This is a genomic window from Terrabacter terrigena, assembly GCF_042676085.1.
Lineage (GTDB): Bacteria > Actinomycetota > Actinomycetes > Actinomycetales > Dermatophilaceae > Terrabacter > Terrabacter terrigena.
Window position 1 is genome coordinate 182753 of record NZ_JBHTKH010000002.1, and the last position, 18066, is coordinate 200818.

The 18066-nt window shown below is 72.6% G+C and carries 22 protein-coding genes; 7 read left to right on the plus strand and 15 right to left on the minus strand.

What is annotated here, in order from left to right:
• Window positions 1-22: 22 nt before the first annotated feature.
• The 4 genes from ACFQ2V_RS05130 to ACFQ2V_RS05145 all read right to left on the minus strand — a co-directional run bounded on the left by ACFQ2V_RS05130 (window position 23) and on the right by ACFQ2V_RS05145 (window position 3174).
• Complete coding sequence (locus ACFQ2V_RS05130; RefSeq protein WP_386051348.1) at window positions 23-952, minus strand: Ppx/GppA phosphatase family protein; 930 nt, start codon at window positions 950-952, stop codon at window positions 23-25.
• Window positions 953-1038: 86 nt separating this feature from the next.
• Complete coding sequence (locus ACFQ2V_RS05135) at window positions 1039-1773, minus strand: ABC transporter permease (protein WP_386051350.1); 735 nt, start codon at window positions 1771-1773, stop codon at window positions 1039-1041.
• Complete coding sequence (locus ACFQ2V_RS05140) at window positions 1770-2549, minus strand: ABC transporter ATP-binding protein (RefSeq protein ID WP_386051351.1); 780 nt, start codon at window positions 2547-2549, stop codon at window positions 1770-1772. Before ACFQ2V_RS05140 ends, ACFQ2V_RS05135 begins: the two co-directional genes overlap by 4 nt.
• Window positions 2550-2559: 10 nt before the next feature.
• Complete coding sequence (locus ACFQ2V_RS05145; RefSeq protein WP_386051353.1) at window positions 2560-3174, minus strand: TetR/AcrR family transcriptional regulator; 615 nt, start codon at window positions 3172-3174, stop codon at window positions 2560-2562.
• A 138-nt stretch (window positions 3175-3312) separates the two neighbouring features.
• Here ACFQ2V_RS05145 and ACFQ2V_RS05150 point away from each other — a divergent pair, with 138 nt between their 5' ends.
• The 3 genes from ACFQ2V_RS05150 to ACFQ2V_RS05160 all read left to right on the plus strand — a co-directional run bounded on the left by ACFQ2V_RS05150 (window position 3313) and on the right by ACFQ2V_RS05160 (window position 5469).
• The gene (locus ACFQ2V_RS05150; protein WP_386051355.1) at window positions 3313-3672 is read left to right on the plus strand and encodes an SPW repeat protein; all 360 of its coding nucleotides are present in this window, start codon (window positions 3313-3315) and stop codon (window positions 3670-3672) included.
• 231 nt (window positions 3673-3903) lie between these two features.
• A complete protein-coding gene (locus ACFQ2V_RS05155) occupies window positions 3904-4713 on the plus strand; it encodes a hypothetical protein (protein ID WP_386051357.1) in 810 nt (269 codons plus the stop codon).
• Window positions 4714-4758: 45 nt separating this feature from the next.
• Window positions 4759-5469, plus strand: a complete 711-nt coding sequence (locus ACFQ2V_RS05160; RefSeq protein WP_386051359.1) for a class I SAM-dependent methyltransferase — start codon at window positions 4759-4761, stop codon at window positions 5467-5469.
• 34 nt (window positions 5470-5503) lie between these two features.
• Here ACFQ2V_RS05160 and nadC read toward each other — a convergent pair whose 3' ends face one another.
• The 5 genes from nadC to ACFQ2V_RS05185 all read right to left on the minus strand — a co-directional run bounded on the left by nadC (window position 5504) and on the right by ACFQ2V_RS05185 (window position 10509).
• A complete protein-coding gene (gene nadC / locus ACFQ2V_RS05165; protein ID WP_386051361.1) occupies window positions 5504-6388 on the minus strand; it encodes a carboxylating nicotinate-nucleotide diphosphorylase in 885 nt (294 codons plus the stop codon).
• Window positions 6385-8163 carry an L-aspartate oxidase gene (locus tag ACFQ2V_RS05170; protein ID WP_386051362.1) on the minus strand — a complete coding sequence of 593 codons (1779 nt, stop codon included), beginning with the start codon at window positions 8161-8163 and terminating at the stop codon, window positions 6385-6387. The genes nadC and ACFQ2V_RS05170 overlap by 4 nt, the downstream gene beginning before the upstream one ends.
• Window positions 8164-8174: 11 nt before the next feature.
• The gene (panD, locus tag ACFQ2V_RS05175) at window positions 8175-8609 is read right to left on the minus strand and encodes an aspartate 1-decarboxylase (protein ID WP_386051364.1); all 435 of its coding nucleotides are present in this window, start codon (window positions 8607-8609) and stop codon (window positions 8175-8177) included.
• Between the two features lie 68 nt (window positions 8610-8677).
• Window positions 8678-9604, minus strand: coding sequence for a pantoate--beta-alanine ligase (gene panC, locus ACFQ2V_RS05180; protein ID WP_386051366.1), 927 nt, complete (start codon window positions 9602-9604; stop codon window positions 8678-8680).
• Window positions 9601-10509 carry a Rossmann-like and DUF2520 domain-containing protein gene (locus ACFQ2V_RS05185; protein ID WP_386051368.1) on the minus strand — a complete coding sequence of 303 codons (909 nt, stop codon included), beginning with the start codon at window positions 10507-10509 and terminating at the stop codon, window positions 9601-9603. The genes panC and ACFQ2V_RS05185 overlap by 4 nt, the downstream gene beginning before the upstream one ends.
• A 23-nt stretch (window positions 10510-10532) precedes the next feature.
• On the opposite strand from ACFQ2V_RS05185, the gene ACFQ2V_RS05190 reads away from it, so the two are divergent.
• Complete coding sequence (locus ACFQ2V_RS05190) at window positions 10533-11591, plus strand: SAM-dependent methyltransferase (protein ID WP_386051370.1); 1059 nt, start codon at window positions 10533-10535, stop codon at window positions 11589-11591.
• Window positions 11592-11595: 4 nt separating this feature from the next.
• On the plus strand, window positions 11596-12150 hold the full coding sequence (locus ACFQ2V_RS05195; RefSeq protein WP_386051371.1) for a copper resistance CopC family protein: 555 nt from the start codon (window positions 11596-11598) through the stop codon (window positions 12148-12150).
• A 9-nt stretch (window positions 12151-12159) separates the two neighbouring features.
• Here the strand turns inward: ACFQ2V_RS05195 and ACFQ2V_RS05200 are convergent, their stop codons facing one another.
• Window positions 12160-12546, minus strand: coding sequence for a VOC family protein (locus tag ACFQ2V_RS05200; RefSeq protein ID WP_386051373.1), 387 nt, complete (start codon window positions 12544-12546; stop codon window positions 12160-12162).
• Window positions 12547-12783: 237 nt separating this feature from the next.
• Here ACFQ2V_RS05200 and ACFQ2V_RS05205 point away from each other — a divergent pair, with 237 nt between their 5' ends.
• A complete protein-coding gene (locus tag ACFQ2V_RS05205) occupies window positions 12784-13887 on the plus strand; it encodes an NADH-quinone oxidoreductase subunit D (RefSeq protein ID WP_386051620.1) in 1104 nt (367 codons plus the stop codon).
• 7 nt (window positions 13888-13894) lie between these two features.
• Window positions 13895-14149: a hypothetical protein gene (locus ACFQ2V_RS05210; RefSeq protein ID WP_386051375.1), complete on the plus strand. Its 255-nt coding sequence runs from the start codon at window positions 13895-13897 to the stop codon at window positions 14147-14149.
• A 26-nt stretch (window positions 14150-14175) separates the two neighbouring features.
• On the opposite strand, the gene ACFQ2V_RS05215 is transcribed toward ACFQ2V_RS05210, so the two are convergent.
• The 5 genes from ACFQ2V_RS05215 to folE form a co-directional block, all read right to left on the minus strand.
• Window positions 14176-15060: a hypothetical protein gene (locus ACFQ2V_RS05215; RefSeq protein WP_386051377.1), complete on the minus strand. Its 885-nt coding sequence runs from the start codon at window positions 15058-15060 to the stop codon at window positions 14176-14178.
• A gap of 173 nt (window positions 15061-15233) precedes the next feature.
• Window positions 15234-15713 (minus strand): DUF3180 domain-containing protein, encoded by a 480-nt coding sequence (locus ACFQ2V_RS05220; protein ID WP_386051379.1) that lies wholly within the window; start codon window positions 15711-15713, stop codon window positions 15234-15236.
• A complete protein-coding gene (gene folK / locus ACFQ2V_RS05225; protein ID WP_386051381.1) occupies window positions 15710-16597 on the minus strand; it encodes a 2-amino-4-hydroxy-6-hydroxymethyldihydropteridine diphosphokinase in 888 nt (295 codons plus the stop codon). The genes ACFQ2V_RS05220 and folK overlap by 4 nt, the downstream gene beginning before the upstream one ends.
• Window positions 16597-17418, minus strand: coding sequence for a dihydropteroate synthase (gene folP, locus ACFQ2V_RS05230; RefSeq protein ID WP_386051622.1), 822 nt, complete (start codon window positions 17416-17418; stop codon window positions 16597-16599). The genes folK and folP overlap by 1 nt, the downstream gene beginning before the upstream one ends.
• Window positions 17419-17492: 74 nt before the next feature.
• Window positions 17493-18065 carry a GTP cyclohydrolase I FolE gene (gene folE / locus ACFQ2V_RS05235; protein WP_386051383.1) on the minus strand — a complete coding sequence of 191 codons (573 nt, stop codon included), beginning with the start codon at window positions 18063-18065 and terminating at the stop codon, window positions 17493-17495.
• Window position 18066 lies beyond the last annotated feature (1 nt).

The following is an 18066-nucleotide window of genomic DNA, read 5'->3' on the forward strand; positions in this document are numbered from 1 at the left end:
CGGCGGTGCCCGGTCAGGAGCGTCACGAGGTCAGGTGGTCGAGTCTTCGGAGGATGAGCCCCTCGCGCAGTGCCCACGGGCAGATGTCGAGACGCTCGACCTGCAGGAGGTCGAGGGCGGCCTCGGCGACGAGGGCACCGGCGTACAGCTGGCGGGCACGACCCTCGGAGACCCCGGGGAGCTGCGCACGAGCCGCCGAGTCGAGGCCGGCGAGCCGCCGGACGATGCCGCGAAGGTCGTTGCGCGACAGGGTGCGTGGCACGAAGGGGCCATCGTCGCGCGGGGCGGCCCCGGCGATGCGGGCGAGCGACCGCATCGTCTTGGACGTTCCGACCGCACGGTCCGGTGCTCCGGCAGCCAGCAGCGGGCGTACGCGCTCGGCGAGGCTGGCACGCACGTGGGCGCGGAGGTCTCGGGCGTCGGACTCGCTGGGTGGGTCACCGGGAAGCCGCTCGCGCGTCAGGCGTCCCGCGCCGAGCGGCAGGCTGAACGCGACGTCGGGCTCCTCGTCGAGGCCGCCCGCGAGCTCGAGCGAGCCGCCCCCGATGTCGACGACGAGCAGCCGCCCGCTCGACCAGCCGAACCAGCGGCGCACGGCGAGGAACGTCATCCGCGACTCGTCGGTGCCACTGAGGGCCTCGAGCTCGACGCCGGTCTCGTGCCGCACCCGCTCGATGACGGCCTCGCCGTTCGGCGACTCCCGGAGCGCTGACGTGGCGAAGGCGAACAGGTCGCTGACGCCCTGGTCCTCGGCGACGACGAGGCACTCGCGGATGAACGACACGAGGCGGTCGGCCGTGGCGTCGCTGACGCGTCCGTCGGGGTCGAGGCTCTCGGAGAGGCGCAGCTCGGTCTTGTGCGAGAAGGCCGGGAGCGGCTGGGCGCCGGGGTGCGCGTCGACGACGAGGAGGTGGACCGTGTTGGACCCGATGTCGATGACGCCAAGGCGCATGCCCCGACCCTATCGCCCGCCTGCCAGCCGCTTGTCCCGCCGCCGTGTGCCGCCGCCGCGGCGTGCCGTCAGGCCTCCGGAGGCCGTCACGCCGAGCGGCGGCTCAGGGTGAGCGAGCCGAGGGCCAGGGCCCCGGCGATGAAGGCCGCCATGATGCCGAGGTCGGTGAGCACGGCGGTGACCGGGTCGGCATTGCGCGCGATCTCCTTCATCGCGTCGACGGCGTACGACAGGGGCAGCACGTCGGAGATCCACTGGAGGACGGTGGGCAGCTGGTCTCGCGCGATGAGCAGACCGCAGAGCAGGAACTGGGGCAGCACGAAGGCCGGCATGAACTGCACCGCCTGGAACTCGGTGCGCGCGAAGCCGCTGGCGAGCAGGCCCAGGGCGGTGCCGAGCACGGCGTCGAAGACGGCCACGACGATGAGCAGCCAGAGCGGTCCGGCGACGTCGAGGTCACACACCCAGACGGCGAATCCCGTTGCCACCAGGGCCTGCACGACGGCGAGCGCTCCGAAGGCGGCGGCATAGCCGAGCATGAAGTCGCCCTTGCCCATCGGGGTCGTGAGCAGCCGCTCCAGCGTGCCCGACTGCCGCTCGCGAAGCGTGGCGACCGAGGTGACGATGAACATGACGATCATCGGGAAGACGCCGAGCAGCGCGGGGCCGATGGCGTCGAAGACCGGCGTGCCGTCGTAGATCCAGGCGAGCAGCCCCAGCAGGACGCACGGGACGACGAGGATCAGTGCGATGGTGCGGTGGTCGGTGCGGACCTGGCGCAGCACGCGGCCCGAGGTGGCTGTGGTGAGTCCGGCGTTCACGATGCGCTCCTGTCGGAGGACGGCGACGATGCCCCGGCGCGGGCGGTCTCGGCGTCGATGAGGGCGAGGAAGGCGGCGTCGGCATCGGCCGCGCCGGTGCGGGCGAGCAGCTCGTCGGGTGTGACGTCGGCGAGCACCTGGCCCTCGCGGAGCAGCACCAGACGGTCGCAGCGGGCCGCCTCGTCCATGACGTGGCTCGACACGATGAGCGAGTGCCCCTGCTCGGCGAGGTGGCGGAAGAGGTCCCACAGGTCTCGGCGCAGCACCGGGTCGAGACCCACGGTGGGCTCGTCGAGGACGAGGAGGGTGGGCCTCCCGACGAGGGCGGCCGCGAGCGAGACCCGCGACTCCTGGCCGCCGGAGAGGTCCTGCACGAGCTGGTCTGCGTGCGACACGAGGTCGACCTCGGCGAGCGTGCGGTCGACGGCGTCGCGCAGGGCCTGGCCTCGGAGACCGACCGCACGCCCGAAGTAGGCGACGTTGTCGCGGACGGTGAGGTCGGCATACACGCTCGGGCTCTGGGTGACGTAGCCGACCTCGTCGCGCAGGACGGGCGAGCCGCCCGGGTGACCGAGCACGGTGACCGTGCCGGCCTCGATGATCTGGACGCCGACGATGCACCGGATCAGTGTCGACTTGCCCGAGCCCGAGGGCCCGAGCAGCCCGACGACCTGTCCGGCCGGGATCTCGAGGTCGAGGCCGGGGATGACCCGTCGCTTGCCGCGGATGACCTGCAGACCGCTCACGGCCACTGCCGGTCCACTGTTATTCATCATGTGATGAAATCTACTCCGGTCCAGGGCTCCTGTCCACGAGATGGTGCTGGAGAACCGGCCCGATCCGCTCGACGAGCTGCTCGCGCGTGGCCTCGGCCAGCGCGGGGACCTTGATCACGTAGCGCGCGACGACGAGGCCGATCATCTGGGAGGCCGCGAGCGCTCCGCGCAGCTGCGGGTCAGGTGCGCCGGTCGACGCCGCGATGCGCCCGAAGACCTCGCGGCCGAGGAACTCGCGCAGCATCCGGGCCGCCTCCTCGCTCGTCATGCTCGACCGGACGAGCGCGACGAGGGCGTCCCGCCGTTCGGCCGGCTCCCACACCCCGAGGAACGTCTCGACGATGCGCCAGCCGAGCCGGTCGACGTCGCCGGTCGTGATGCGCTCGATGAGCTCGGCAGGGTTGACGGGCACGTCGAGCGTCTCGGCGAAGAGCGCCGCCTTGCCGTCGAAGTAGTGGTGGACGAGAGCGGGGTCGACGCCGGCCTCGCGGGCGATACCGCGCAGGCTCGTCTTGTCATATCCCTTGGCAGCAAAGGACTTTCGTGCTGCGTCGATGATCGCCGAACGCGTGTCCTCACCGCCGGGTCGCCGCCCTCGCGCCCTCACGGCGTCGCGCGTCGTCATGGGGACACCGTATGCCGCCTCGACGGCCACAGCGTGCACCTCGGCCCCGTTGACCGGCCGCGACCGGCGTCCGACAATCGAGGTGTCCGGTCCGCCACAAGGATCGACGGACCCACGTGAAAGAGGGTCGATGCGACCATGAAGAGATGGACGCATCCGCAGGATGCCCTGCCGCTCGTCGCCGGCATCTATGCAGCGTTGTCACCCATCTGGACGACAACCACCACCCGGGCCACCACGACGATGATCGTGCTCGGCGCCATCTCGGCGCTCGCCGCGGTCGCCGAGCTGGTGCGGCCCGACCTGATCCCGCTGGAGGGCCTCACCGCCATCATCGGCGTGGCCTTCATCGTCGCACCGTGGGTCATGGGGTTCAGCGGCACCCGACCGATGGCGTGGACGGCCTGGATCGTCGGTGCGGTGACGTTCCTCGTCGGCGCCGCCGACCTCCAGGTGACCCGCATGCATCACCGCGACGGCACCGCCACGACGCCCTGACCGCGTGCGGAGCCCGGGCCGGCCCGTGAGAACCGGCCCGGGCATCCTCGTGCACGCCATCCCGGGATGCGCCGGTCACGCACCGACCTCGCCGTCGCGGGCCCCCACCAGGGGGGGCTGAGCCCCTTCCCGCGCACCGGAGGTGACCTGGACGCCACGACCAGCGTGCGTGGCTTCCACGACGTGGGCGCCTGCGACGCGTCCCGAAGCTGTGCGGCATAGGGTGAGCCGGTGGCTGAAGCACCTCTGGACCTCCCGCGCGTCTGGGTCGAGTTCACAGACCCCGCCGACGCGAACCAGCGCTACCGCTGCGACCTGACGTGGCTCACGAGCAGCTGGACGTGCATCTTCGGCAACGGCTGCCAGGGCATCTACGCCGGCCGGCCCGACGACGGGTGCTGCACGCTCGGCGCGCACTTCACCGAGAAGGCCGACTGGAAGCGCGTCGCCAAGGCCGTCGAGGAGCTCGGAGAGGACGAGTGGGAGTACCACTCGGTCGGCACCGCCACCGGCAGCAAGGACGACTGGACCGAGAAGGAGGACGGCGCCCGCAAGACCAAGGTCGTCGACGGCGCCTGCATCTTCCTCAACCGCCCGGGCTTCCCGGCCGGCGCCGGTTGCGCGCTGCACCAGCACGCCGTCCTCACCGGCGTGCAGCCGCACACCCTCAAGCCCGACGTGTGCTGGCAGCTGCCGATCCGGCGCACGTTCCGCACGGTCGAGCTGCCCGACGACACCAGCTACCTCGAGGTGACGATCACCGAGTACGACCGCCGCGGCTGGGGGCCCGGTGGCCACGACCTCGACTGGTACTGCTCGGGCAACCCCGAGGCGCACGTGGGGCGCGAGCCCGTGTACCGCTCCAACGCCCCCGAGCTGATCGAGCTGATGGGGCCCGAGGCGTACGCCGAGCTGGCGATCCGTGCCGAGGCGCACCTCGCGCAGGTCAAGGCGGTGCGCGCCCGTGGGGTGCGCAAGCTGCTGCCCCTGCTCGTGCACCCGGCCACCATTGAGGCGCAACGGACGAAGAGTTCGGAGTGAGTGGACTGAGTGGAGTGAGTGGAGTAGGTGCGGAGTGAGGTCGGCATGAGCGAGTCCACGAACGAGCGGCCCGAGATCATCCCGTCGCCCAACATCTGGGAGACGCCCGACGTCTACGAGATCGAGAACCGCGGCGTCGACCGCGACCACGTCATCGAGCAGGCGATGCGGTCGCTGCTCGACTGGGCCGGGCTCGACGTCGTCGACATCGGCTGCGGCACCGGCTTCCACCTGCCGCAGTTCGCCGCGACTGCCAGGTCGGTCACCGGTGTCGAGCCGCACCCACCGCTCGCCGCCCTTGCGGCACAACGTATTTCGGGTATGCCGTCCGTGTCGGTTCGCGAGGAGGGTGCGGCCGCGATCGGCGTGCCGGACGCGTCGTTCGACGTCGCGCATGCGCGGTGGTCCTACTTCTTCGGACCGGGCTCCGAGCCGGGTCTCGCCGAGCTGGACCGGGTGATGCGGCCCGGCGGCGCGGCGTTCGTCATCGACAACGACGCGACGCGTTCGACCTTCGGCACGTGGTTCCGTCGCGCGCTGCCGTCCTACGACCCGCGCGCGGTCGAGCGCTTCTGGGAGCGGCAGGGCTGGGAGCGCGAGCGCCTCGACATCCGGTGGGAGTTCGACTCGCGCGAGGACTTCGAGGCCGTCGTCGGCATCGAGTTCGCCCCGGAGCACGCCGACCTCATCCTCGCCGAGCACCCCGACGCGACCGGCGTCGACTACGCCGTCAACCTCTGGCACCGCCACTTCTGACCGTCGAGAGCCACACGTGGCCTCACGACGGCTGTCAGTCGGTGAGGTCGAGGGCGATGTCGACGATCGGTGAGCTGTGCGTGAGCCCGCCGACCGACACGAAGTCGACCCCGGTCGACGCGAAGTCGGCGACCACGTCGAGCGTGAGACCGCCGGTGGCCTCGATCTCGACCCGCTCGCCGGCCGACCGCAGCAGCTCGACGGTCTCGCGCAGCACCTCGACCGACATGTTGTCGCACATGATGAACCGGGCCCCCGCGTCGTAGGCCTCCTGCGCCTCGGCCGGCGTGGTCACCTCGACCTGGACGTCGACCGCCGGGAAGCGCTCGCGCACCAGTGTGTATGCCGCCGCCACCGACCCCGCTGCCAGCTTGTGGTTGTCCTTGATCATGGCGACGTCGTAGAGGCCCATGCGCTTGTTGGTCCCGCCGCCGCAGCGCACGGCGTACTTCTCCAGCCAGCGCATCCCCGGCGTGGTCTTGCGGGTGTCGAGGACCATCGTCGACGTGCCCTCCAAGGCGTCGGCCCAGCGACGGGTGTGGGTGGCGACTCCCGAGAGCCGGCTCAGGATGTTGAGGATGGTGCGCTCGGCCACGAGGATCACCTGGGTCGTACCGGTGAGGCGTGCGATGACGTCACCCCGGTCGAGCCGCGCCCCGTCGTCGTTGACGACCTCGATGGACGGCACGTCGGCGCCGACCTTCTCGGCCACTGCGGCCAGCACCAGAGCGATGACCGGCACGCCGGCGACGACGCCCGGCGCACGTGCCACGATCTCGGCGGTGCGCACCTGGTCGGCCGGGATCGTCGCGAGCGTCGTGACGTCGAGGCCGTCGGGACCGAGGTCCTCGCGCAGTGCGACCGTGACGAGCTCGTGAGCCCAGTCCAGCGGGAAGCCACTCAGGCCGTCGGCGGTCACCGGCGTCCCTCCATCCGTGAGTCGTCCTGTGCCACGGCCGTTTCGGCTGCTGCATCGTTGTCGAGGTCGAGCCCCTCGAGGTTCGTCCGCGGCACCGGGACCACCTCGGCGCCGAGCGTCCCCGACGCGTCGCGCCGCAGGTGCACGTGGTGCAGGAAGTGCTCGTCGTCGCGGGCCGGGAAGTCCTCGCGCACGTGCCCACCGCGGGTCTCCTCCCGCAGCGCGGCGGCATACGTGAGGGCTCGTCCGAGGTGCAGCAGGTTGGTGGTCTCCCAGCTCTTGGGGCCGCCCTGCTTGTCGGCGTCGCCGGTGACGGCGCGGGCGGCGAGCTCGGCGAGGGTCGACTGCGTCTTCGCGAGGGACTCTGCCGAGCGGACGGTGCCCGACCCTGCCGTCATGGCGCGCTGGACGTCGATGCGTCGCTTGCCGCGGATGAGCTCGGGCTCGCCCGCGGGCTCGACGGGCGTGGTCTCGGGGAGCTCGCCGGCTCCGAGCCTCGCCGTGAGGTCGTCGGCGATGCGGCGCGCGAAGACGAGGCCCTCGAGGAGCGAGTTCGAGGCCAGGCGGTTGGCGCCGTGGACGCCGGTGCAGGAGGTCTCGCCGCACGCGTACAGGCCCTCGACCGAGGTGCGACCTCGCAGGTCGGTGCGCACGCCGCCGGACGCGTAGTGCTGGGCGGGCGCGACCGGGAGCAGCTGCGTGGCCGGGTCGAAACCGAGCTCGCGGCACCGCTGGACGATCGACGGGAAGCGCTGCTCGAGGAACTCGGCGCCGAGGTGCCGGCAGTCCAGGTAGACGTGGTCGGTGCCGGTCTCGCGCATGCGCGCGATGATGGCGCGAGCGACGACGTCACGCGGCGCGAGGTCGGCGAGCGGGTGCTGGCCCTGCATGAACCGGTCGCCCGCCTCGTCGACGAGGAACGCCCCCTCGCCGCGCACGGCCTCGGAGATGAGCGGCTGCTGGCCGCGCGAGCCCTCACCGAGCCACAGCACCGTCGGGTGGAACTGGACGAACTCGAGGTCGGCCAGCACGGCTCCGGCCCGCAGCGCAGCCGCCATGCCGTCGCCGGTCGCGACGGACGGGTTGGTCGTCGACGCGTAGATCTGGCCCAGGCCACCCGTCGCGAGGACGACGGCCCGCGCGTGGGCGGCGCCGACGCCGTCGACCTGGCCCTCGCCGATGACGTGCAGCGTCACGCCGCAGACGCGCTGCTCCGCGTCGGTGAGCAGGTCGACGACGAGCGCGTGCTCGATGACCTCGATGCCCGGGTCGTCGCGCACGCGGTCGAGCGCCGCGATGAGGGCGCGGCTGATCTCGCGGCCCGTCGCGTCGCCACCGGCGTGCAGGATGCGGTCGCGGTGGTGGCCTCCCTCGCGGGTCAGCGACAGGCCGCCGGTGTCACCCCGGTCGAAGTCGGCGCCGAGCGCGATGAGGTCCCACACGGCGTCCGTGCCCTCTGTGACGAGCGCCTCGACCGCCCCCACGTCGCAGAGCCCGACACCGGCCACGAGGGTGTCGTGGATGTGCTCCTCGGGGCTGTCCTCGGGCGACATGACGGCAGCGATGCCACCCTGGGCCCACGCGGTCGACCCCTCGTCGAGCACCGTCTTCGTCACGAGCAGCACCCGGTCGACCCGGCGCCGCAGCCGTAGTGCCGTGGTGAGGCCGGCGATGCCGGAGCCGACGACGATGACGTCGGCCGTGGTCGTCCAGCCGGGCGCGGGCGCACGCAGCCGCCGCGACACGGTCACGTCGGGGAGCCCGCTCTGCGGCATACGGTGGCCTCTCAGTCCTGGTAGTCGTGGTGGCGCTCGGTGACGGCGGAGGTCAGCAGGCCGAAGCCGTCGGGGACGTCACCTGCATCGTGCCCCACCTCGACGACGCGGTTGTGGTCGTCCACGAAGACGACCTGGGGCTCGAACGTACGCGCCTCGGCGTCCTCCATGGCGGCGTACGCGATGATGATGACGGTGTCGCCGGGCGAGATGAGCCGGGCCGCAGCGCCGTTGATGCAGACGATGCCCGTCCCGCGCTCGCCCTCGATGGCGTACGTCGTCAGGCGGTTGCCGTTGTCGACGTCGACGACGTCGACCTGCTGGCCCGGCCACAGGTCGGCCGCGTCGAGCAGGTCGCGGTCGATGGTCAGCGACCCGACGTAGTGCAGGTCGGCCTGCGTGACCTTGGCTCGGTGGATCTTGGAGTGGAGCATGAAGCGCTGCACGGTGGGACTTCCTCGGAGGGGCTGGAGGCGCGATGTCGAGCGCCTGCGTCGTTGTGGGAGAAGGGGACTCAGGTCTGGGAGAAGATCTCGAGCGCGCCGCCGCCGGGCCCGACGAGCACCGGCAGGTTGTCGATGAGACGGGTCGTGCCGACGCGGCCGGCCACCGCGAGGAGGGCCTCGCCGCGGTACCACTCGGGCACGTCCTCGAGGGTGTCGGGGTGGACCAGCACGAGGTAGTCGATGAGCGCGAGAGGCTCTCGCACGAGCACCGCCCGCGCGGCACGACGCACGGCCGACGGCCCCTCGGCCGCCGCGCCGGCGCCCGCGCGCAGGGCCGCCGACAGGCAGAGCGCGGTCTCGCGGTCGGACTGCGTGAGGTAGGTGTTGCGGCTCGACATCGCCAGTCCGTCGGGCTCGCGGACGGTCGGCACCGACACGACCTGCACCGGGAAGTCGAGGTCGCGGCACATCCGGCGGATGAGCAGCAGCTGCTGGGCGTCCTTCTGACCGAAGTACGCCGCGCTGCACCGAGTCAGGTGCATGAGCTTGCCGACGACCGTGAGCATGCCGTCGAAGTGACCCGGCCGGGCCTGGCCTTCGAGCACGTCGCCGAGCGGTCCGGCCGAGACGCGCACGCCGGGGTCACCGTCGGGGTAGATGACGTCGGGCGTGGGCGCGAAGACGAGGTCGACGCCGGCGGCCGTGCAGATCTCGAGGTCGGCGTCGAAGGTCCGCGGGTAGCGGGAGAGGTCCTCCTTGGGCCCGAACTGGAGCGGGTTGAGGAAGATCGTCACGACGACGTGCCGGTGCGTCGCGCGCGCCCGGTGGATGAGCGTGGCGTGCCCCTCGTGCAGCGCGCCCATCGTCATGACGACCGCGACGTCGCCGTCGTCGAGGCCCGCGCGCGCCTCGCGCAGCTCGTCGCGGGTGCGGGCCACCACGGGCGCGGCCAGTGCGGCCGCACCGCCCTGCACGGGTGCGGTGGGATCGGTCACGGTTGGTCCTCCTCGTGCGCCAGCAGCTCGAGCAGCGGGTCTGCGGCCGACGCGCGAAGGCGCCCGCTGAGCAGGGCCCGCTGTGCCGTCGCTCGGGCGAGCGCGAGGTAGGTCGGCTGGATGTCCGGGGCGACCTTGCGCAGCATCGCGACGTGCCCGGCCACGGTACCGGCATCGCCTCTCGCCACCGGGCCGGTGAGGGCTGCGTCACCTCGCTGCAGGGTGTTGGCGAGCGCCGCCGTGAGGAGCGGCTCGAGCACGCGGGCGGGGTCCTCGATGCCCGTCTCGCCGAGCAGCTGCATCGCCTGGGCCACGAGGGTGACCAGGTGGTTGGCGCCGTGCGCCAGCGCGGCGTGGTAGGTGACGCGGTCGTCCTCGGCGACCCACACGGGCTCGCCGCCCATCTCGATGACGAGCGCCTCGCCGACGGGACGCGCGAGGTCGACGGTGGTGACGCCGAAGCAGCAGCCGCCGAGCCTCTCGAGGTCGACGGCGGTGCCGGTGAAGGTCATGGCCGGGTGCAGCGCGAGCGGGATGATGTCGCTCGCGGCCGCCGCCTCGAACACGGAGATGCCGTGGGCGCCGGACGTGTGCATGACGAGCTGGCCCTGCGTGAAGGTGCCGGTCGAGCTGAGACCCGCGACGAGCGGCTCCAGGGCGTCGTCGGGCACGGCGAGCACCACGAGGTGGGCGCCCGACACGACGTCCGGGATCGGCTTGACCGGCACTCCCGGCAGGAGGGCGGCCGCACGCTCCAGGCTCGCCTCGCTCACCGCCGAGACGCCGGTCACGACGTGGCCGGCCCGCACGAGCGCCGCACCGAGAACGGCGCCGACGCGCCCGGCCCCGACGATGCCGACGTCGAAGCGTGCGGGGCGGTCGTGCGGGGTGCTCACCCACGGCACGCTATCGCCTACAGTCCGGAGGCGTGGATCCCGTTCCGTGGCGCGAGGCGTGGCACGACGCCCTGTATGCCGCCGGGCGCGGTTTCTACCTCGAGCGCGGTGGCCCGGCGGCGCACTTCACGACGGCCGCGCACGGCCCGACGGGCCGGGTCCTGGCCGAGGCGCTGCTCCGCCTGTGGCAGGACGAGCACGGCGCCACCCTCCCTGCGGTCGTGGTCGACGTGGGTGCCGGCCGTGGCGAGCTGGCGACGCACCTCGTGGCTGCCCTCTCCGAGGCTGCTGGGCCCAGGTGTGCCGTCGCGCCGGGTCGCGAGCAACCACCTGGCCCCCAGGAGGGCGAGGCCGCGAGTCACCTGCACGTGCGGGTCGTGGCCGTCGACGTCGTGGGGCGTCCCGCCGGGCTCGACCCGCGCATCGAGTGGCTCCGCTCCCCCGGCGGGTCCGACCTCCCGGCCGAGCTGGCGGGGCTCGAGAACGCGCTGGTCGTCGCCCACGAGTGGCTCGACGTCGTGCCCTGCACCGTCGCCGAGGTCGACCCGGCCGGTCAGCTGCGCGAGGTGCTCGTCCACCCGGCGACGGGCGACGAGTCGCTCGGCGGTCCCGTCGCCGACGCCGACCGCGCCTGGGCGAGCGCCCAGTGGCCCGGCACCGAACCGGGAGACCGCGTCGAGGTGGGGCTCGCCCGGGACCGGGCCTGGGCCGGCCTGGCCGCGAGGGTCGGGTCCGGAACCGTCGTCGCCGTGGACTACGGCCACACGGCGACGGAGCGGCCACACCACGGGACGCTGACGGCATACGCGCGGGGCACCGTGACGCACCCCGTGCCCGACGGCTCGTGCGACGTCACCGCCCACGTGGCGATGGACTCGCTCGATGCCGACGAGCTGCACCGGCAGCGCGACCTGCTGCAGGGCCTCGGGTTCACGGGCGCACGGCCCGACCACGCGCTCGCGAGCAGCGACCCTCTCGGCTACCTGCGGGCCCTCGAGCGGGCCGGGGCCGAGGCCGAGCTCACGAGACGGGGCGGGTTCGGGGACTTCTGGTGGGCGGTCAAGCGCATCGGTCGGCCCGACGTACCCTGACGGCATGCGTCGTCTCGCGTCCCTGCTGCTGACCCTCGGACTCGGGAGCGGGCTGCTCCTGGCGGCGCCGCTGGCGGCGTCGGCGCACGACGTGCTCGAACGCACGAACCCGGCCGACGGCACGACTGTCTCGAGGATGCCGGCATCGGTGGTGCTCACCTTCTCCGAGGAGCCGCTCGACATCGGCTCGCAGGTCGTCGTCACGGGTCCCTCCGGGCCGGTCTCGTCGGGCGCGCCGACCATCAGCGGGCGTGACGTCACGCAGGCCGTCGCCCCGACCGCGCCGGGCGGCGACTACACCGTGACCTACCGCGTCACCTCCGACGACGGGCACCCGGTGACGGGCACGTTCTCCTTCCACGCGACGGTGGGCCTCGACGGATCCACCGCGACCGCGGGCGCCACCGTGCACGTGCGGCCGGTCGACACCGAGGAGCAGGCCGCTGCCCGCAGCTCGCTGCTCGTCCCGATCCTGCTCACCGTCGTCTCGACGATCCTGCTGCTCGGTCTCGCCGGCTACCTCGTGCTGCGCGGCCGCGAGGCGGACCGCCGCACGTGACCCGGCCGGCTACGACATCGGTTGGTTGAGGAACCAGCGGTGCCCGAACGGGTCGTGGAACACCGCGACCCTCCCCACGGGCGGGTTGTCCTCGGGACCGCGGTCGATGGTCGCGCCGCCCTCCCGCACGGCGGCACAGACGGCGTCGACGTCGTCGACGGTGAGGTGGAGCGAGACCGCGGTTCCGCGCGCCGGGTCAGGGGCCGCCACGCCGGCCGACTCGAACTCGTCCGACATCATCCAGCGCGCCCCGGCGACCTCGAGCTCGCAGTGCCCGACATGCCCGTCGTCCATGACGACGGGCTCGAACACCACCTCGGCACCGAGACGCTCGCGGTACCACTCGATCGCCGCACGCGAGTCCGCGACGCAGATGTACGGGGTCAGCTCGCTCACGTCGTCTCCGCTCCTCCGCGCCGGTCGGGTGCCGGCGAACGCGGCCTGCACCGCACCGCACCGTACCGACGCTACGCCGGGTGACGTGCGGAGCGGGGCTCACGGCATACTCGGGCGCATGAGCCACGTAGGGTCGACTCCGTGAGCGAGACGACGACGCCGACGACCCCGACGGCGTCCCCGCACGGCCGGGCCCTGACGGTCGGGGTCGGCGCGGGCGGCCTCGCGACGGCCGACATGGTGCTCAACATCGGCCCGCAGCACCCGGCCACCCACGGCGTGCTGCGCCTGCGCATCGTCGTCGACGGCGAGCGCATCGTCAGCGCCGAGCCGATCATCGGCTACATGCACCGGGGCGCCGAGAAGCTCTTCGAGGTGCGCGACTACCGGCAGATCATCGTGCTCGCCAACCGCCACGACTGGCTCAGCGCCTTCAGCAACGAGCTCGGCGTCGTGCTCGGCGTCGAGCAGATGCTCGGCATGGAGGTGCCCGAGCGGGCCGTCTGGGCGCGCACCGCGCTCGCCGAGCTCAACCGCGTGCTCAACCACCTGATGTTCCTCGGCAGCTACCCCCTCGAGCTCGGTGCGATCACGCCGGTGTTCCACGCGTTCCGTGAGCGCGAGGAGCTCCAGGCGGTCATGGAGGAGGTCTCGGGCGGGCGCATGCACTACATGTTCAACCGGGTCGGTGGCCTCAAGGAGGACCTCCCGGCCGGCTGGATGGGCCGCGTCGACAAGGCGATCGCCAACGTGCGCAAGCGGCTCCCCTCGCTCGAGCGTCTCGTCGTCGGCAACGAGATCCTCGAGGCCCGCACCCGCGGCGTCGGGGTGCTCTCGCGGGCGACCGTCGAGGCATACGGCGTCTCGGGACCGATCGCGCGGGCGAGCGGCCTCGACGTCGACCTGCGCCGCGACACGCCCTACCTCGCCTACGGCGAGCTCTTCGGCGATAAGGGCCCGGGGCGGGTCGTCACGCGCACGGCCGGCGACTGCCTCGCCCGGCTCGAGGTGCTCCTCGAGCAGGTGCACGTGTCGCTCGACCTCGCGCAGGCCTGCCTCGACCGGCTCGTCCAGCTCCCGCAGGGGCCGATCAACGTCAAGCTGCCGAAGGTGCTCAAGGTGCCGGAGGGCGAGATCTACTGCGCCACCGAGAACCCCCTCGGCTTCAACGGCTACTACCTCGTGTCGCGGGGTGAGAAGACGCCGTGGCGCCTCAAGCTTCGCTCGGCCTCGTTCAACAACATCTCGGTGCTCTCGGAGATGCTGCCCGGCCAGCTCATCGCCGACATGGTCGCCATCCTCGGCTCGATGTTCTTCGTCGTCGGCGACGTGGACAAGTGAGGTCGTCGTGACAGCGTCTTCCCGCGCGCGTATGCCGTCCGGCCCGCTCTCACGGGGCACCGTCCTCCGCGCCGCCGCCGTCACCGTCATCACAGCGACGATCACGCTCGCGGCAGCGTGTTCCAGCGAGGACACCGTCGACACGGTGCCGCCGCCGTGGCCGACCCGCACCACGAAGCCGGACGGCCCGCCCCAGCCGCCGACCTCGACGACGACGGCACCGGAGCCCACGTCGACGTCCACGGTGGCCGGCACCACCTGAGCAGCCCTGCATGGGGGCTGGTCCGCTCAGAAGGCCGGCACCCCGACCGCCCTCGGCCGACCCGACACGACGTCGATGACGGGGCGCGAACCGAGCGGCTCCGTCAGCTGCAGCCGCGCGGGGCGCGACACGTAGTCGGCCGTGCACGCGATGCCCTTCGGGACCGGCGGCGTGGTCCCGCCCACGACGACCATGTCGTCGAGCTCGACCACGTGCGCGACCAGGCCTCCGTCGCAGCCTCCGCCGGCGATGCCCACCTCGAGGCTGCGCCCCGAGACGGCCTTCAACGAGTCCATGGCGTGCATCCCTTCCGGCACGTTCGGCAGCCCCGGCAGCGGATCCTGCGGCTGCGGACGCATGAGGACACCGTCGGCGACCGCGATGACCGAGATGGTGTGCGACAGCCCGTCGATGCCGAGCCGCCAGACCGGCACGGTCGCCTCACCCTGGGTCGTGCTCACCTTCGCCTCGGTCAGCACGGCCCTTGACACGACGAGCCGGCACTTCGCCGCCGAGACCCCGTCGCAAGGTCTGGGCCTGCCGAGCGCGCCGTCGAGAGCGCGGTCCAGGGCCGGGCGGACGCCGACGAGGTCGACGGGTCGCGTCCCTCCGTCGGCAAGGCGGAGGGTGCCGGTGCCCGCCACGGCCCGGTCGACGCCCGCGTCGAACCTGACGTGGCCGTACATCCAGGCGATCTTCTGCTCGCTGGTGTCGAAGCCCTCGCCGATCGCCCAGCCCGACAGCAGCACCGGCTGGGTCGGGGGCACGGGCAGCCCGGCGCGCCGCACGGCGTCGGCGACCAGCCGTGCACGGTCGGCGAACTCCGCCGACGGGGCGCTCACCGGCAGCAGCCGCGTGCTGGGACCACGGGGCGCCGTGCCGACGCCGTCACGTGCGGGGACGCTCGTCACCGCATCGGATCCGGGAGGCGAGCCCGGCCCCGGGGCGGCGCAGCCTGCGAGCAGGCCGGCTCCCATCGCGAGCGTGACGGCCCACCGGCCGGTTCGCCGTGCCGTTCGTGCACGTGCCCCCTGAGCTCCCATGTCATGGATGACACCACAGGGCGCCGTTTCGTTGCCCGAGGTCAGGCGCGGTCGAGCTCGTCGTCCTCGTCGTCTCGCGGGCGCAGGCGGCACCAGGCCTGGACGAGCATGCCCGCGACAGCCAGCAGCAGCGCGACGAGGGCGTGCAGCAGGAAGGGCCAGATGCGCCCCCGCTGCGACTCGACGTCGGCGTCGGGCAGCAGCGCGAGGACGTTGCCGAGATACCAGCCGACCAGCACGGCGCCGGTGAGCGCGCCGGCCTGGCCCAGCACGAGCGTGCGGGCCGCGCGCAGCGGCGTGACGGCCGGGTTGGGCGAGCCGTCGCGGACCCTGCGCACCTGCCATCCCGCGACGAGCAGGCCCCCGCCGAGGAAGAGCATCGCGGCCGCCCCGACCCAGCCGGGCTCTGGCACCGAGCTGCCGCCCGACGCCAGGAGCCGCAGCACCAGCCAGGCCAGCATCGTCATGGCGACGGCCGCGAGCACGAGGGTCGTGGCGCGCACACCGGCGTGTGGTCTCACTGCTGCTCCCATCGGGGACCGGGGCGGACGCCCGATCGGTCGACGTCGGCGAGGAGGTCGACCACCGGGCGTATGCCGTCGCGCGCGGGATCGACGCGCAGCGTGGCTCGCGGGTCGGCATCGCTCCACGGCACGAGCACGAAGGCCCGCTCGCGTGCTCGAGGATGCGGCAGGGTCAGCTCGGGATCGTCGCTGACGACCTCGCGGTGACCGCCGGGCTGGCCGTACTGGATGAGGTCGAGATCGAGGGTCCTTGCGCCCCAACGGATCTCGCGAGTGCGCCCATGGTCGGACTCGATGCGGTGCAGCTCGGCCAGCAGGTCGTGGGGGTGCAGCAGCGAGCGCGCCACGACGACGGCATTGAGGTACTCGGGCTGCTCGGGGCCGCCGACCGGGTCGGTCGCGACGATGTCGGACACGGCGGTCACGGTCAGGCCCGGCAGCGCGGTGAGGGAGGCCACGGCGTCGACGAGGGTCTGCCCCCGGTCACCGAGGTTCGTGCCGAGGGCGATGACGACGTGGGCCGCGTTGCTTCGCTCGATGCGAACCTGCACGTCGGTGAACGGCTGGCCCACGGGCGCCTCGGGCTTGTGCACGACGACCTCGACGTGCTCGACGAGGTCGTGCCTCAGCACGTCGTCGGCGATGACCTCGGCGAGGCGCTCGATGAGGTCGAACGACGGCCCGGTGATGCGCTCGACGACATCGGCGGCCACCTCGGCGTAGTTGACGGTGGCGGCGAGGGCGTCGGTGCGCCCGGCCGGCTCGAGGTCGCAGACCATCGTGACGTCGACGACGAACGTCTGGCCGTCGCGCTTCTCGAAGTCGAGCACGCCGTGGTTGCCGCGGGCGGAGACGCCCTGCAGCACGATGCGGTCGGCCATCAGTCGGAGTCCTCCGCGTCGGACGGGGCGTGGTCGAGGGCGGCCTGCACGACCGACAGGGCGCGCACGGTGGAGCCGACGTCGTGCACCCGGACGCACCACAGCCCTGCCATCGCGGCCATCACCGAGGTCGCGGTCGTCTCGACGTCGCGCTCGGCAGCCGGCCGGGGGGCCTCGTCGGCGCCGCGTCCCAGGCGCCCGAGGAAGGTCTTGCGCGAGGCGCCGAGGAGGATCGGGTGACCCAGTCCGTGCAGCACCGGCAGCGCGGCCATGAGCTCCCAGTTGTGCTCGGCCGTCTTGGCGAAACCGAGGCCGGGGTCGAGGACGAGCCGCTCGGGGGCGATACCGGCCTCGAGCAGCTCGTCGCGCCGGGCGGACAGCTCGTCGAGCACCTCACCGACGACGTTGCCGTAGACGGCGCGCGACTGCATCTGGGTGCTGTGGCCGCGCCAGTGCATCGCGACGAAGGGCCGGCCTGCTCGGGCCACGAGCGGCACCATCTCGGGGTCGGCGAGGCCGCCGGACACGTCGTTGACGATGGCCGCACCGGCGTCGACGGCGGCACCGGCCACCTCGGCGCGCATGGTGTCGACGGACACGACGGCGCCCTGTCGGCTCAGCGCCTCGATGACCGGGATGACGCGTCGCAGCTCCTCTGCGACCGACGGTCGCTCGGCGCCCGGCCGGGTCGACTCGCCGCCGACATCGACGATGTCGGCACCAGCGGCGAGGACCTCCAGCCCGTGCGCGATCGCAGCCTCGGGCTCGAACCACTCGCCGCCGTCGGAGAAGGAGTCGGGCGTCACGTTGACGACGCCCATGACGAGCGTGCGGTCGGAGGCGGTCAGCAGCTGCTCGGCCGGCCTTCCGGCTGCGCGCCCTGCGTGGCTTCCGCTCACTTGTTGCCCTCGAGCATGAGCGCCATGGCCTCTGCTCGAGTGGCCCCGTCGCGCAGCTGGCCACGCACCGCCGAGGTGATCGTGCTGGCGCCCGGCTTGCGGATGCCGCGCATCGACATGCAGAGGTGCTCGGCCTGGATGACGACGATCACGCCGCGCACCGACAGGTGCTCGACGAGGGCGTCGGCGATCTGCGACGTGAGCCGCTCCTGCACCTGCGGCCGGCGTGCGTAGACCTCGACGAGGCGGGCGAGCTTGGACAGGCCCGTGACCCGACCTTCCTTGTCGGGGATGTAGCCGACGTGGGCGACCCCGTGGAAGGGGACCAGGTGGTGCTCGCACGTGCTGTAGAGCTCGATGTCGCGCACGATGACGAGCTCTTCGTGGTCGATCGAGAAGGTCGTGCTGAGGACGTCCTGGGCCGTCATCTCGAGGCCCGCGAAGATCTCGGAGTAGGACCGCGCGACACGAGCAGGCGTGTCGCGCAGTCCCTCACGGTCGGGGTCCTCGCCGATGGCGAGCAGCAGCTCGCGGACCGCGGCCTCGGCCCGCGCGTGGTCGATGGCCACC